We start from the raw sequence: 14,325 nt of genomic DNA, 5'->3' as shown, positions 1-14,325 counted from the left end.
CCGGCAGAGGCAAGCTGATCTCCCCCCTGTGGTGGAGATTAGCCAATCTCAAACAATCCCGCCTGAACCGCCCACAACCGCCGGCCGTTCCGCCGCGACCTTCGCCCGGTAGCCCGCCGCGCGATATGCGGCGACTGGATCGATGGCGCCGCCTGTGTTCAGCCGCGCCATGGCAAGGATCGGCTCGACATCGGTGCGGTAGGCAGCTTTCAGCGTCTGCGTCGCCATCAGCGCATCATTGCCGTCTTGGAAACCCTCGAGCGCCTTGCGGTCGACCAGCAGCGCCTGCGCATAGGCGCGCTGCACCTCGACCGCCGACAGCATCAGGCTTTCGATCGGATCGGTGACGTTGTGGCTCTGGTCGAGCATGTGGGCGGGATCGAAACCCTCGGCGCCGGACAGCTCGGCATCGACCAGTTCGTTGAAGACCAGGAACAGCCGATAGGGATCGATCGAGCCGGCATCGAGATCGTCGTCGCCATATTTGGAATCGTTGAAGTGGAAGCCGCCGAGTTTCTTGAACTGGATCAGCCGCGACACGATCATCTCGATGTTGACGTTGGGCGCATGGTGGCCGAGGTCGACCAGGCAGTAGGCCTTGTCGCCCAGCTCCTTGGATATGAGGTAGTTGGTGCCCCAGTCCTGCACGACCGTGGAGTAGAAAGCCGGCTCGTACATTTTGTGTTCGGTGAACAGTTTCCAGTCGGCGGGCAGTCCGGCATAGATCTCCTTCATCGCGTCGAGATAGCGCTCGAAGGCTTTGGCGAAATTGACCTGGCCGGGGAAATTCGAGCCGTCGCCGATCCACACTGTTAGCGCCCTGGACCCCAGCGTCTTGCCGATCTCGATGCATTCCAGATTGTGCTCGACCGCCTGGCGGCGCGTGCCGGCATCGGCATGCGACAGCGACCCGAACTTGTAGGACAGTTTTTGGTCCCTGGCATCCGAGAAGGTGTTGGAATTCATGGCGTCGAAGCCGAGGCCGAAGCGCGAGGCCGCCTGCTTCAGCCGGTTCGGATCGGCCTTGTCCCACGGTACATGCAGCGAGACGGTCGGCGTCGCCTGTGTCAGTTGGCTGATGACGGCGCAGTCCTCGATCTTGTCGAAAATGTCGCGCGGCTCGCCGGCGCCGGGAAAGCGGGCAAACCGCGTGCCGCCTGTGCCGACGCCCCAGGACGGAATGGCGACGGCGAATTTCTCGACCTTGTCGCGGATGGCATCGATGGCGATGCCGCGGCGGTCGAGGCGTTCGCCGAGCGACGCGTAGTCGCGCTCGAGGTCGGGTTTGCGCTGGGCGTTGTGGCTGGAGACGAGATCGGCGGCGATGATGGTTTCGGACAAGTGCTATTCCTCCCAATGCGTTCAGTCAGCGCTGCCCTTCATCCGGCCCTTCGGGCCACCTTCTCCCCGTATAGTGACGGGGAGAAGAGAAGCGCTCCGCCCTTAACTCAGCGCGTAAAGCTCTGCGCGTTGCCGGCGTCGACGTTTATGATGTTGCCGGTGGATTTGGCCGACATGTCGGACGCCAGGAAATAGATCGCTTCGGCGATGTCTTCGGGAAACACCGAGCGCTTCAGCATCGAGCGCGAGCGGTAGTGTTCTTCCAGATCGTCGGTCGACATCTTGTAGGCGGCGGCGCGCTGTTCCTTCCACTCGCCGGTCCAGATCTTCGAACCGCGCAGCACGGCGTCCGGATTGACGACGTTGACCCGGATCTGGGCTTCCGCGCCTTCCAGCGCCAGGCAGCGGGCGAGATGGATTTCGGCCGCCTTGGCGGTGCAATAGGCGGCGGCATTGGGTGACGCGGCAAGACCGTTCTTGGAGGCGACGAAGACGACATTGCCGCCGATCTTCTGGGCCCGGAACAGCCGGAAGGCTTCGCGCGAGACCAGGAAATAGCCGGTCGACAATATGTCCATGTTCTTGTTCCACAGCGCCAGCGTCGTCTCCTCGATCGGCGCCGAGGAGGCGAGGCCTGCGTTGGAGACGAGAATATCAATGCCGCCGAACTCGACGGCTGTCTGGGCGAAGCCGGAAATCACCTGCTCCTCCGCGGTGACGTTGATCAGCACCGGCCGGACGAAGTCCTTGCCATAGGCTTTCGCCAGTTCGTCGTTGGCGTTGGCAAGTGCGGTCTCGTCGATATCGGCCAGCACGACGCAGGCGCCTTCGCGCAGCAGGCGATTGGCGGTGGCGCGGCCGATGCCGCCGGCGCCGCCGGTGACCAGCGCGATTTGGCCGGCGAGCGACTTCGGCTTCGGCATGCGCTGCAGCTTCAAATCCTCGAGCAGCCAGTATTCGATGTCGAAGGCCTCCTGCGCCGGCAGGCCGACATAGGACGAAACGGTCGAGGCCCCGCGCATGACATTGATGGCGTTGACGTAGAATTCGCCAGAGATGCGGGCGGTGGCCTTGTCGCCGGCGAAGGTGAACATGCCGACGCCGGGCATCAGGTAGACCACGGCGTTGGGGTCACGGATCGGGGGCGAGTCCGGATGCTTGCAGCTGTCGTAATAGGCCTGGTAGCCGACACGGTACTCAGCAATATCGTCGGCGAGGCGCGCAATCACGGCTTCGACGTCGGGCTTCGCTGGGTCGAACTCGATAACCAGCGGGCGGATTTTTGTGCGCAGGAAATGATCCGGGCATGAGGTACCGAGTGCCGCCAGCGGGCGCAAATCCCTGGAGTTGACGAATTCGAGCACAGCGGCGGAATCGTCGAAATGGCCGAGCTTGTGGCTCTTCTCCGAAATCAGGCCGCGGATCCTCGGCATCAGTCTCGCCGCGATGGCGCGGCGCTCAGCGGCGTCTAGCGATTTGACGACTTCGCCGCCGAAGATGGCGAGACCCTCGGAGCGGCGCTCGAACCATTCGATCGCCTGGTTGATGACCGAGATCGTCGTCTCATAGCACTCCTTGGGTGTGTCGCCCCAGGTGAACAAGCCGTGGCTTTCGAGGATGACGCCCTTGGCCTCGGGGTGTTCGACGCAGAATTTCTCCAGCCAGAGGCCAAGTTCGAAGCCCGGCCGCTTCCACGGCAGCCAGCCGATGGCGTCACCGAATATCTCCTTGGTCAACGCCTTGGAATCCTTGGCCGCGGCAATCGCGATAATGGCATCGGGATGCATGTGATCGACGAACGGCTTCGGCACATAGGCGTGCAGCGGCGTGTCGATCGAGGCCGCGCGCGGGTTGAGATTGAAGGTGCAGTGGGGAAGATAGCCCACCATCTCGTCCTCATGCGCGACGCCGCGATAAAGGCCTTTCAGCGCCTGCAGTTTGTCCATGTAAAGCGTGGCGAAACCGTCCAGCTTGATCGAGGCGCTGTCGCCGCCCGAGCCCTTGACCCATAGCACTTCGACTTCGGCGCCGGAGAGCGGGTCCTTCTGCCGGATCTTGGACGAGGTGTTGCCGCCGCCATAATTGGTGACACGCTTGTCGGAGCCGAGCGTGTTGGAGCGATAGACCAGAAGCTCAGGCTCGCTCAGCCCCTTGGCTTTAGCATCGTCCCAAAGGTTGGCAAGGCGCGAGCCGGAGCGCTTGTCGAGCATGATTATCCTCCCTGGGACGCAAAAGGCGCGGTCCATTTTGCCGGAAATGTCTACGCAAGCATCTCGGTTGTCAATCATAAACGATCAAGATCGATCATATTGCACTGCACAATGAAATTATATGAGCGGAAATGATTGACACTGGTGGTTTTCTAGTGCCTCATGACCATGCAGGGAGGAACCATGCACGAAAAAGAGCGCCACAGGATCATTCTGTCCGCCGTCCAGGAAAAGCCTGTGGTGACGGTGCAGGAGATGGTCGACCTGACGGACTCCTCCGAGGCGACGATCCGGCGCGATATCGCGGCTCTTCATGTGCAAAAGCGCCTGCGTCGCGTGCGTGGCGGCGCCGAGGCGATCTCGCCACCGCAGTTCATCGGCCTCGCCGGCCGGCCCTTTTCCGTCAACGAAACGCTTAACGCTTCGCAGAAGCGCGCGATTGCGCGCGAAGCGGTGGAGCTGTGCAAGGACGGCGAACCGATCATCATCAATGGCGGCACCACCACCTTCCAGATGGTGCATTTCCTGACCGGACGCCGCATGCCGATCTTCACCAATTCGTTCCCCATCGCCGAGCACCTGCTCAAGCATTCGAAGAACACCGTCATGCTGTCGGGCGGCACCATCTACCGCGAGCAGAACATCATCCTCTCGCCCTTCGACAATGACGTGACGCGTAGTTTCTACGCGCGCCGCATGTTCATGGGCGCTCAAGGGCTCGGGCCGCTTGGCCTGATGGAAGGCGACCCGCTGCTGATCCAGGCGGAGCAGAAACTGATCGACCAGGCCGACGAACTGGTGGTGCTGGTCAACTCATCGAAATTCCGCCAGCGCTCGAGCCTGATCCTGTGCGGGCTCAAGCGCATCGCCACCGTCATCACCGATGACGGCATCGAGGATCGCGAAGCCAACATGCTGGAGGCCGCGGGTGTGACGCTGATCGTCGCCCGCAAGTCGGCAAAGGAAGAATCCTCGCTGCAGGCCTGAGGCCAACCGCAGCGACGATGGAATGCAACGCTCAAGGGAGGAAATACGATGAGCTTTCTGAAGAAATTGATGGTGACGGCCGCGTTCTCGGCCGCCATGTTCGTGAATGCCGCCTATGCCGAGAACGTCAAGATCGCGCTGGTGGTGAAGTCGCTCGGCAACGGCTTCTTCGACGCCGCCAACAAGGGTGCCGAAGAGGCGGCCAAGGAACTCGGCGATGTCGACATCATCTACACCGGCCCGACCAAGGCGACCGCCGAAGCGCAGATCGAAGTGGTCAATTCGCTGATCGCGCAGAAGGTCAACGCCATTGCGATTTCGGCCAATGACGCCGACGCGCTGGTGCCGGTGCTGAAGAAGGCGATGGAGCGCGGCATCACCGTCATCTCGTGGGATTCGGGCGTCGCCAAGGAAGGCCGCCAGCTGCACCTCAACCCGTCCGACACCGGCCTGATCGGCGAGACCATCATCAAGCTTGCCGCCGACTATCTGCCGGAAGGCGGCGAAGTCGCCATTCTGTCGGCTTCGTCGACCGCGACCAACCAGAACGCCTGGATCGACGCGGCCAAGAAAATCCTGCCGGAAAAATTCCCCAAGATCAAACTCGTCGCCACCGTCTACGGCGATGACGATTCGGCCAAGAGCACCGACGAAGCCAAGGGCCTGCTGAAATCCTATCCGAACCTCAAGGCGATCATCGCGCCGACCACCGTCGGCGTCGTTGCCGCTGCCCAGGTCGTCACCGACGCGAACCTGATCGGCAAGGTCAATGTCACGGGTCTGGCGCTGCCGTCGGAGTTCAAGAAGTTCATCGACAACGGTTCCAGCCAGGCGGTTGCCCTCTGGAATCCGATCGACCTCGGCTACTCCGCCGTCTACCTCGCTCATGATCTGGCGGTGAAGAAGGAAGAGGCAAAGCCGGGCGCAACGCTGTCGATCGGCCGCGTCGGCAAGGTCACGCTCGATGACAGCAACTCGGCTGCGATGGCTCCGCCCTTCCAGTTCGACAAGTCCAACATCGAAAAGTTCTCCAAGATCTATTGATCTCGGACGTCTCGGACCAAGCGCGGCGGGACCAAAATCCCGCCGCGACTTTAAACGGACCTTGTTTCAGGGCTTGATACGGATATGGACACGACAGCCCAGCACGGCATTGCGAAGGAGGAGCCCACGGGTCCTGCCCCGCGCCTGACGCTGTCCGGCGTCTCCAAAAGCTTTCCCGGCGTGCGCGCGCTGCACAATGTCAGCCTGTCGCTTTACCCCGGCCAGGTTACGGCGCTGATCGGTGAAAACGGTGCCGGCAAGTCGACGCTGGTCAAGATCATGACCGGCATCTACCAGCCCGACGCCGGCACGATCAGCATTGACGGCCAGGCCGTCACCCTGCCCAGCGCGCATGCCGCCTTCGGCCACGGCGTCACCGCCATTCATCAGGAAACCGTGCTGTTCGACGATCTGAGCGTCGCCGAAAACATTTTTCTCGGCCATGCGCCGCGCACGCGGCTAGGCACCATCGACTGGCGCACCATGCGAAAACACGCGCGCGAAGTGCTCGACACCATGCATGCCGGCCATATCAACGCCGATGCGCGGCTGAAAGACCTCGGCATCGCCAACAAGCATCTGGTAGCGGTTGCTCGCGCGATGTCGATCGATGCGCAGATCGTCATCATGGATGAGCCGACCGCAGCCCTTTCGATGAAGGAGATCGAGGAGCTTTTCCTGCTGATCGAATTCCTCAAGGAGGAAGGCAAGGCGATCCTGTTCATCAGCCACAAGTTCGACGAGATCTATCGGATCGCCGATCGCTACACCGTGTTCCGCGACGGCGAGATGGTTGGCGAGGGCCTTATCAAGGATACCGGCCAGAGCCAGATCGTGCGCATGATGGTCGGCCGCTCGGTCGATCACATCTTTCCGCAACGCAAGGCCGAGATCGGCGCGCCGGTGCTGTCGGTCGCTGGCCTTTCGCACCCGACCGAATTCAACGACATCGGCTTCGAACTGCACAAGGGCGAGATCCTCGGTTTCTACGGCCTTGTCGGCGCCGGGCGGTCAGAGGTGATGCAGGCGATATCGGGCATCACCCGCATATCGGGTGGAACGATCACGCTGGAAGGCAAGACGATCACGCCGAAATCGGCGGCGGATTCCATCGAAGCCGGCATCGTCTACGTGCCGGAGGAACGCGGCAAGCAGGGCGTGGTGATCGGCCTGCCGATCTTCCAAAACGTCTCGCTTCCCTCGCTCAAGCGCACCTCCAAATCCGGCCTGCTGCGATTGTCGGACGAATTCGCGCTCGCCCGCTCCTACACCGAGCGGCTAGACCTGCGCGCCTCGTCGCTGAGCCAGGATGTCGGCACGCTGTCGGGCGGCAACCAGCAGAAGATCGTCATCGCCAAATGGCTGGCGACAGCGCCCAAGGTGATCATCCTGGACGAGCCGACCAAGGGCATCGACATCGGCTCCAAGGCCGCCGTGCACGGCTTCATGGCGGAGCTCGTCGCGCAGGGCCTGTCGGTGATCATGGTGTCGTCGGAACTGCCGGAGATTCTGGGCATGTCCGACCGCGTCGTCGTCATGCGCGAAGGGCTGGTTGCGGCGGTCTACGATAGTAAGGGGCTGGACGCCGAAACGCTGGTCCGGACGGCAGCGGGGATCGCGGCATGAAGGCTCTCCTGAAATTCCGCGAGATCTGGCTGGCAGCGGCGATCGTCGTTTTGATTGCTCTGATCTCGACGCGCTTCCCGGCCTTTGCCGACCCCGGCAATCTCGCCCAGGTGTTCAACGACACCTCGATCCTGATGATCCTGGCGCTGGGACAGATGGTCGTCATCCTGACCCGCTCGATCGACCTGTCGATGGCCTCCAACCTGTGCTTCACCGGCATGGTGGTGGCGATGCTGAACGCCGCACATCCGGCGATCCCGATCCCGCTGCTGATCGTCATTGCGCTGGCCGTCGGACTGGTGCTCGGCGCCATCAACGGCCTGCTGGTGTGGCGGCTGAACATCCCTTCGATCGTGGTGACATTGGGCACGCTCACCATCTATCGCGGCGCCACCTTCGTCCTCTCCGGCGGCGCCTGGGTCAATGCCGACAAGATGAGCCCGGACTTCATCGGCTTCCAGCGCGCAGCTTTCCTGGGCATTCCGGTTCTGTCCTGGATCGCCATACTGGTCATCGCGCTGTTCTTCGTGGTGATGACGCGAACCGCGCTTGGCCGTTCGATCTATGCCATCGGCGTCAACCCGACGGCGTCGGTCTATGCCGGCATCGATGTCGGCCGAACCAAATTCATCGTCTTCTGCATTTCCGGCATGATCGGCGGGCTCGCCGGTTATCTCTGGATTTCTCGTTATGTCATCGCCTCGGTCGAGGTCGCCAATGGCTATGAACTCAATATCATCGCCGCCTGCGTCATCGGCGGCATTTCGATTGCCGGCGGCATCGGCTCGGTCGGGGGCGCGGTGTTAGGGGCGCTGTTCCTCGGCATCATCTCCAACGCACTGCCGGTGATCAACATCTCGCCCTTCTGGCAGATGGCGATTTCAGGCAGCGCCATCATCCTGGCCGTCGTGCTCAACGCGCGCGGCGAACGCCAGCAGGGGCGGATCATTCTGAGGAAGGCGGAGGCGGCATGACCGACACCCCCGCCCCGCGCCACATTCCCGACCGGCTCGACAAGCCGCTCTCTTCAGCGATCTTTTCCTGGGAAGCGCTGCTGGTCTTCGTGGCGGTCGCCATCTTCGCCATCAACAGCTTCGCATCGCCCTATTTCCTCGATGCCTATTCGCTGTCGGACCTGACCTTCAATTTCACCGAGAAAGGCCTGATCGCCTTCGCCATGGCGCTGCTGATCATTTCGGGCGAGATCGACCTGTCGGTCGCCGCCATCATCGCGCTCGCCTCGACCATGATGGGCATGGCGGTACAGGCCGGCGCCGACACGCCGGTGCTGGTGGCTATCGGCATCGTCGTCGGGCTCGGTTGCGGCGCCTTCAACGGCCTGTTGGTGACGAGGCTCGGCCTGCCGTCCATCGTCGTTACCATCGGCACGATGAGCCTGTTTCGCGGCATTGCCTTCATCATCCTCGGTGACCAGGCCTACAAGGGCTATCCCGAGAGCTTCGCCTTCTTCGGCCAGGGTTACGTCTGGTGGGTGGTGTCGTTCGAACTGGTGCTCTTCCTCATCGCGGCCGTCGCCTACTGGTTCCTGCTGCATCGCACCAGCTTCGGCCGCCGTGTCTTTGCCATCGGCAACAATCCGGTCGCGGCACAGTTTTCCGGCGTTCGCGTCGGCCGCATCAAATTCATCCTGTTTTGCCTGACAGGGCTGATGGCCGGCATCGCCTCGGTGCTGATCACCTCGCGGCTCGGCTCGACGCGACCGTCCATCGCGCAGGGTTACGAGCTTGAGGTCATCACGATGGTGGTGCTGGGCGGCGTCAGCATTCTGGGTGGCTCCGGCAGCATTGTTGGCGTCGTGCTCGCCGCCTTTATCATGGGGCTGGTGACCTTCGGCCTCGGCCTGCTGAACGTGCCCGGCATCGTCATGTCGATCTTCATCGGCCTGCTCTTGATCGTCGTCATCGCGCTGCCGATCGTCTGGCGACAGCTGCGTGGTAACAGCTGATGCCTGAGAAATACGCCTTCAAGATGCAGCTCAAACCCGGCATGAAAGCCGAGTACAAAAAGCGCCACGATGAGATCTGGCCGTCGCTGGTGGCGCTGCTGAGAGAGGCCGGCGTCGCCGATTATTCGATCCATCTCGATGAAGACACCAACATCCTGTTCGGCGTGCTGTGGCGGCGCGACGACCATGGCATGGCCGACCTGCCGAAGCACCCGGTGATGCAGCGCTGGTGGGCGCACATGGCCGACATCATGGAGACCAGGCCGGACAACCAACCGGTGGCCATCCCCCTGGAAACAATGTTCCATATGGCATGAGTGCGCTGCGCCACATCGCCGTCATCGACATCGGCAAGACCAACGCCAAGGTGGCGCTGGTCGATCTCGTCACGCTGAGCGAAGTGGGGTTGCGCCGCATGGCGAACGCGCCGCTGCGGCAAGCGCCCTACCCGCATCACGATGTCGAGTCGCTGTGGAGGTTCATCCTCAACAGCCTTGCCAGCCTCAACCGCGAACAGCGTATCGAAGCGATTTCGATCACCACGCATGGTGCGACCGGCGTGCTGGTCGACGCAGCGGGCGAACTGGTGCTGCCTGTCCTCGACTATGAGTTCGACGGCCCCGACAGGCTGGCTACAGAGTATAGTGCGATCCGTCCGCCCTTCATTGAGACTGGGACGCCGCGCCTGCCGCTCGGCCTCAATCTCGGTGCGCAATTCTTCTGGCTTGAGAAGCGTTTTCCCACCGAATTCGCCAGGGCCGCCGCGATGCTGATGTATCCGCAATACTGGGCGCTGCGCCTGACCGGCGTTGCCGCCAACGAGGTGACCTCGCTCGGCTGCCACACCGATCTGTGGAGCCCTTGGGAGGCGGACTTTTCCTCGATGGTCGACAGGCTGGATTGGCGCAGGCTGATGGCGCCGGTGCGGCCGGCCAGGGACCAGCTCGGCCCGATCCTGCCGGCGCTTGCCGCGCGCACCGGGCTCGATCCGCAGACCCCGGTTTTCTGCGGACTGCACGATTCCAACGCCTCCCTATTGCCGCATCTTCTGTCCGACGAGCCGCCCTTCTCGGTCGTCTCGACCGGCACCTGGGTGGTATCGATGGCGGTCGGCGGCAGAGAGATTGCGCTCGATGCTGCGCGCGACACGCTGGTCAATGTCAGCGCGCTGGGCGACCCCGTGCCCTCGGCGCGTTTCATGGGTGGCCGTGAGTTTTCCCAGCTGACCAAGGACAAGCCGCAGGACTGCAGCGGCAGCGAGGTGCTGGCCGTTCTGACAAAAAAGATGCTGCTTTTGCCTTCTACCCAGCAGGGATCAGGACCGTTCCCGCACCATGCCGCGGCATGGCTTGGTGCCGAGGGCATCAGCAAAGGCGAGCGGTTCGCCGCCATTTCCTTCTATCTAGCACTGATGACGGCGACCTGCCTCGAGCTGATCGGCGCCGACGGCCCGACCACCGTGGAAGGACCGTTTGCTCGCAACCGGCTCTTTGTCGGCATGCTGGCGGCAGCGACCGCGCGCATCGTCATCGCCTCCGAGGCGGCCACCGGCACCAGCATCGGCGCGGCACTGCTCGCATCCGATCAGCCAGTGACGCACGGCAAGGGCGAAAGAATTGAGCCGCAGACCGACCCGGTCTGGGCGGCCTATGTCACCGCGTGGCGCGCGGCAGTCGACGCGCAAGGCTGATCACAAAATCCGCTTGCCAAAGGCCGACATGACGAAGTTGATGGCGTCGGCGCCGATCCGCGGCTCCAGACCGGCGGTCAGCCCGGAAACATCCATCGACAGCAGACCGCCGGACAGCGAGATCGCCTCCATTGCCTGATGCGTCTCGCGCACCGTCAGCCCGCCCGAGCCCGCAGCCCAGCCGGCGAATTCGGTCGCCGTCGGCGAATAGCTGAGATGGAAGCCTTGCGTGCCCGAGGTGGCGATGCGGATCGCCTCGTGCATGAGGTCGCGCATGCCCATGGCGTCGATGTCGGTCATGGTGAAGGCCGAGACACGCGAATCCTTGAGCACCCTTGCCTCCGCCGGATCGGCATGGCGCAGGCCGACGATGACGACATTTTCCGGCGACAGCTGCGGCTGCAGCGCGCCGGGCTTGTGATCGAGACCGAGCGCGCGGGCCAGCACCGAGACTTCAGGCATGTCTTCGGCCTCCTCGTCCTCGGGCATCAGGGCGGCGAGGGAATCGATCCAGATCAGGCCGAAGGAATGCGTGGCGCGCGCCGTTGCGGTCAGCGCCTTGTGGGCGATACGGCGATCTGCGCCGGCGGCGAGACGGACGAGGCCCGAGGGCGGCCGCTCGACGTCGGCGAGTTCGACCACGTCGAAATTCATTGCCTCCAGCCGCGCGCCGGTTCCCTCGCGGGCGATAATCCCGCCGGCTTCCGGTTCGGCCGAGATCGACACCATCTTGCGGCCGGAGAAATCCGCGACGTCGTGCATCGGCGCCTTCTCGACATATTCCGAGGTCATCGCCAGAAGCATGGCGCCATAATTCATGCGGAAGGCGACACGGTCGCCGACGGTAGGCCGCGGATCGGCATCCTGCACATCGAGCAGCAGATGGTCGCTGGAAGCGCCGAGCACCCTCACCCCCTTGGCGATCGGCGTCAGCCCTTCGACCAGCACGTCCTCGCGGCCTATATTGGCGATGGCGCGCAGCCGGTCGCCCTCGTCGGCGAAGACCGGCTGGTTGCCGAAGGCGTCGTAGCCGGATGTGCCGATCGGCCGCGAAGGCTTGAGTTTGACCTCGATGATGTCGCTGGTCAGCCGGCAGGCATCGGGTTCGAGTTCGGGCCACGGCACGTCGCGAAAGGTTTCGACACCGCCTTGCAGGATCGCCTCGCCCACGCGCAGATTGTTGATGCCGGGCGGCAGCTTGCCTTCGAGCAGCAGCGTCAGCGATGACGAGGCGCCGCCGGAAATGAAGTCGAGGCTTTTGCCGGACAGGCGCTCGGTTTTGTAGGCATGGGCGACGAGTTGGCCAAGGTTCTCCGGCGTCGGCATTATGGCGCCGAAGCAGCCGAGATTGGTGCCGATGCCGGCGATGCGCACGCCCTTGAATTGTAGGATCTGCTCGACGGTGGGGATCAGGTCGCTTGGCCAGATGCCTTCGCGGAGATCGCCGAGATCGATCATCAGCATGATATCGTGGACGCGGCCCATGCGCTCGGCAATGCGCGATATCTCGCGGATGGTGGTCAGTTCCGACTGCAGGCTGATGTCGACGGTGCGCACGACCTCCTCGACGCGCGCCATGGGCGGGCTGCGCAGCAGCATGACCGGCGCATTGATGCCGCTGTCGCGCAGCCGCCGAATGTTCTCAAAACGCGATTCCGCGATGCCGGCAACACCGCCGCGCAGCATGGCCCGCGCCACTTGCGGCATGCCGCATGTGCCCTTCGTAACTCCGAACACCTTGATGCCGGACAGCGCGCAGCGCTCGACGATGGTGCGGGCGTTGCGCTCGATGCGGCCAAGGTCGATAGCGACTTGCGGTCCCGACATTTCGTCACTCAGGGTTTGTAGAATCTATCAGCCAGATGCATCTTCCAGATCGTCGTACGATATTTGTCAAACTTTGCGCAGTGACGGTTTCAATGTTGGAAACCAGAGCAATTGTATGTGGGCACGTCTTTCGATCGGAGAGGCCGGTGACGCTGGTCGTTCATCATTTCGATGGTGAGTGGCAACTGACCTGCGGCGAACATGATCACCCCGCGCACTGCGGAGGTTTCGAAGTTATCGGTCTCGGCCATTTGACCGCCAGGCAGGAAAACTTGGCACAGATTGGCCAGCTTGAGCGCGGATGGCTTGCCGAATGGGTGCACGACGAATGGACTCGATGCCAACACGACGACTAGAGCTCCCTCAGTTCCCGTAGACCAGCCCTTGCGGGTCGATCTCCGGCTTGCGGCCGGCGACGAGGTCGGCCAGGAACTTGCCCGAGCCGCAGGCCATGGTCCAGCCGACATGGCCGTGGCCGGTGTCGAGGTAAAGGTTCTTGTATTTCGCCTTGCCGATGACCGGCACCGAGTTGGGCATCATCGGTCGCAGACCTGCCCACAACAGCGCCTTCTTCTCGTCGAAAGCGCCGGGGAAAAGGTCTTTGCCGGTGCTCAGCATGGACTTGAAGTCGCTGAGCTTGAAGCTGCGGTCGAAGCCGGTGAACTCGGCTGTCGAGGACATGCGCAGGCGGTTTCCGAGCCTGGAGTAACCAACCAGCCGGTCCTCGTCGGCGCCGCCCATGGTCGGTCCCTTGCTCTCGTCCTCCAGCGGGATGGTCGCGCTATAGCCTTTAACCGGATAGACGGGCAGGTCGATACCGTAGCGGCGGCCGATCAGGCCGCTCTCGGGGCCCATGGCGATGACGACGGCGTCGCCCGTCACCGGGCCGGCCGATGTCATGACCGCACGCACCCGATCGCCTTCTATGTCGAGCCCCTCGACCGTGGTGTCGAACAGGAATCTGACGCCGAGCTTTTCGGCGGCATAGGCGGCCAGCCCATCGACGAATATCCTGGAATCGCCGGTCTGGTCGATTGGCGAATAAACGCCGCCGGCGATCTTTTCCTTCACTCCGGCGAGCCCGGGCTCAAGTTCGACCAGCCGGTCGCGGCCGACGATCTCGATCGGCAGGCCATGCTTCGCCAGAAACTGGTAGTTGTCGGTGCCGGTGTCGAGACTGTGCTGCGAGCGGAAGAAATAAAGAATGCCCTTCTTGCGCTCGTCATAGTGGATGCCGGTGGCGTCGGAGAGCGCGTTGATGCAGTCGCGCGAATAGAGCGCCAGGCGCAGTTTGACCTGGCTGTTGGCGCGCAGGCGCGCCACCGTGCACTGGCGCAGGAAGCGCAGGCTCCAGGCGAGGAAATAGGGATCGAAGCGCAGCCTGACCTTGATGCCGAGATCATGGTTCCAGAGCGCGCGCAGGAAGGTCTTCAGCGCCGCCGGGGAGGCCCAGGCGGTGGCGTCGCCCGGCGACACCAGACCGGCATTGGACTGGCTGGTGCCGCGCGCCGGCGCCGGATGGCGCTCGATAACGGTGACCTCATGGCCGTCGGCGGCCAGATAATACGCGGCCGCGGTACCGACAACACCGGCTCCAAGCACCGTTATCTTCATGCCACCCCCTCTTCGCGGCG

The 14,325-nt window shown here is 63.0% G+C and carries 12 protein-coding genes; 8 read left to right on the top strand and 4 right to left on the bottom strand.

Annotated features, from left to right (window positions below; translation table 11 throughout):
- Nucleotides 1–48 precede the first annotated feature (48 nt).
- Together rhaI and ACYG9V_RS08750 are read right to left on the bottom strand one after the other, a co-directional pair.
- The gene (rhaI, locus tag ACYG9V_RS08755; protein WP_027049381.1) at nt 49–1,341 is read right to left on the bottom strand and encodes an L-rhamnose catabolism isomerase; all 1,293 of its coding nucleotides are present in this window, start codon (nt 1,339–1,341) and stop codon (nt 49–51) included.
- Between the two features lie 107 nt (nt 1,342–1,448).
- Nucleotides 1,449–3,551, bottom strand: coding sequence for a bifunctional rhamnulose-1-phosphate aldolase/short-chain dehydrogenase (locus ACYG9V_RS08750; RefSeq protein ID WP_023696671.1), 2,103 nt, complete (start codon nt 3,549–3,551; stop codon nt 1,449–1,451).
- Nucleotides 3,552–3,734: 183 nt separating this feature from the next.
- Here ACYG9V_RS08750 and ACYG9V_RS08745 point away from each other — a divergent pair, with 183 nt between their 5' ends.
- The 7 genes from ACYG9V_RS08745 to ACYG9V_RS08715 all read left to right on the top strand — a co-directional run bounded on the left by ACYG9V_RS08745 (nt 3,735) and on the right by ACYG9V_RS08715 (nt 10,864).
- Complete coding sequence (locus ACYG9V_RS08745; RefSeq protein WP_460221936.1) at nt 3,735–4,538, top strand: DeoR/GlpR family DNA-binding transcription regulator; 804 nt, start codon at nt 3,735–3,737, stop codon at nt 4,536–4,538.
- 48 nt (nt 4,539–4,586) lie between these two features.
- Nucleotides 4,587–5,582, top strand: coding sequence for a rhamnose ABC transporter substrate-binding protein (rhaS, locus tag ACYG9V_RS08740; protein ID WP_023669661.1), 996 nt, complete (start codon nt 4,587–4,589; stop codon nt 5,580–5,582).
- Nucleotides 5,583–5,666: 84 nt separating this feature from the next.
- The gene (locus tag ACYG9V_RS08735; protein WP_023711392.1) at nt 5,667–7,208 is read left to right on the top strand and encodes a sugar ABC transporter ATP-binding protein; all 1,542 of its coding nucleotides are present in this window, start codon (nt 5,667–5,669) and stop codon (nt 7,206–7,208) included.
- Nucleotides 7,205–8,182, top strand: coding sequence for an ABC transporter permease (locus ACYG9V_RS08730; RefSeq protein ID WP_023681925.1), 978 nt, complete (start codon nt 7,205–7,207; stop codon nt 8,180–8,182). Before ACYG9V_RS08735 ends, ACYG9V_RS08730 begins: the two co-directional genes overlap by 4 nt.
- Nucleotides 8,179–9,174 carry an ABC transporter permease gene (locus ACYG9V_RS08725; protein WP_023681926.1) on the top strand — a complete coding sequence of 332 codons (996 nt, stop codon included), beginning with the start codon at nt 8,179–8,181 and terminating at the stop codon, nt 9,172–9,174. Before ACYG9V_RS08730 ends, ACYG9V_RS08725 begins: the two co-directional genes overlap by 4 nt.
- On the top strand, nt 9,174–9,491 hold the full coding sequence (gene rhaM / locus ACYG9V_RS08720) for an L-rhamnose mutarotase (RefSeq protein ID WP_023681927.1): 318 nt from the start codon (nt 9,174–9,176) through the stop codon (nt 9,489–9,491). Before ACYG9V_RS08725 ends, rhaM begins: the two co-directional genes overlap by 1 nt.
- On the top strand, nt 9,488–10,864 hold the full coding sequence (locus ACYG9V_RS08715) for an FGGY-family carbohydrate kinase (RefSeq protein WP_023681928.1): 1,377 nt from the start codon (nt 9,488–9,490) through the stop codon (nt 10,862–10,864). The genes rhaM and ACYG9V_RS08715 overlap by 4 nt, the downstream gene beginning before the upstream one ends.
- Here the strand turns inward: ACYG9V_RS08715 and ACYG9V_RS08710 are convergent, their stop codons facing one another.
- A complete protein-coding gene (locus ACYG9V_RS08710) occupies nt 10,865–12,691 on the bottom strand; it encodes an alanine racemase (RefSeq protein ID WP_023681929.1) in 1,827 nt (608 codons plus the stop codon).
- Between the two features lie 146 nt (nt 12,692–12,837).
- Between ACYG9V_RS08710 and ACYG9V_RS08705 the strand changes: the two genes are divergently transcribed.
- Nucleotides 12,838–13,047 (top strand): hypothetical protein, encoded by a 210-nt coding sequence (locus ACYG9V_RS08705; protein ID WP_352763789.1) that lies wholly within the window; start codon nt 12,838–12,840, stop codon nt 13,045–13,047.
- A gap of 7 nt (nt 13,048–13,054) precedes the next feature.
- Here ACYG9V_RS08705 and ACYG9V_RS08700 read toward each other — a convergent pair whose 3' ends face one another.
- Entirely contained in the window at nt 13,055–14,305 is a 1,251-nt protein-coding gene (locus ACYG9V_RS08700; RefSeq protein WP_023692518.1) for a D-amino acid dehydrogenase, read from the bottom strand.
- Between the last annotated feature and the right edge of the window lie 20 nt (nt 14,306–14,325).

The sequence above is a fragment of the Mesorhizobium sp. W016 genome (assembly GCF_054719485.1).
The sequence above is the reverse complement of the archived record's forward strand: the minus strand, read 5'-3'. Positions and strand labels throughout refer to the sequence as shown.

Bases quoted from the DNA above. Each gene is read 5' to 3' on its own strand.
- ACYG9V_RS08750 (WP_023696671.1), bottom strand. From the start codon at position 3,551: ATGCTCGACAAGCGCTCCGGCTCGCGCCTTGCCAACCTTTGGGACGAT.
- ACYG9V_RS08745 (WP_460221936.1), top strand. From the start codon at position 3,735: ATGCACGAAAAAGAGCGCCACAGGATCATTCTGTCCGCCGTCCAGGAA.
- rhaS (WP_023669661.1), top strand. From the start codon at position 4,587: ATGAGCTTTCTGAAGAAATTGATGGTGACGGCCGCGTTCTCGGCCGCC.
- ACYG9V_RS08735 (WP_023711392.1), top strand. From the start codon at position 5,667: ATGGACACGACAGCCCAGCACGGCATTGCGAAGGAGGAGCCCACGGGT.
- ACYG9V_RS08730 (WP_023681925.1), top strand. From the start codon at position 7,205: ATGAAGGCTCTCCTGAAATTCCGCGAGATCTGGCTGGCAGCGGCGATC.
- ACYG9V_RS08725 (WP_023681926.1), top strand. From the start codon at position 8,179: ATGACCGACACCCCCGCCCCGCGCCACATTCCCGACCGGCTCGACAAG.
- rhaM (WP_023681927.1), top strand. From the start codon at position 9,174: ATGCCTGAGAAATACGCCTTCAAGATGCAGCTCAAACCCGGCATGAAA.
- ACYG9V_RS08715 (WP_023681928.1), top strand. From the start codon at position 9,488: ATGAGTGCGCTGCGCCACATCGCCGTCATCGACATCGGCAAGACCAAC.
- ACYG9V_RS08710 (WP_023681929.1), bottom strand. From the start codon at position 12,691: ATGTCGGGACCGCAAGTCGCTATCGACCTTGGCCGCATCGAGCGCAAC.
- ACYG9V_RS08700 (WP_023692518.1), bottom strand. From the start codon at position 14,305: ATGAAGATAACGGTGCTTGGAGCCGGTGTTGTCGGTACCGCGGCCGCG.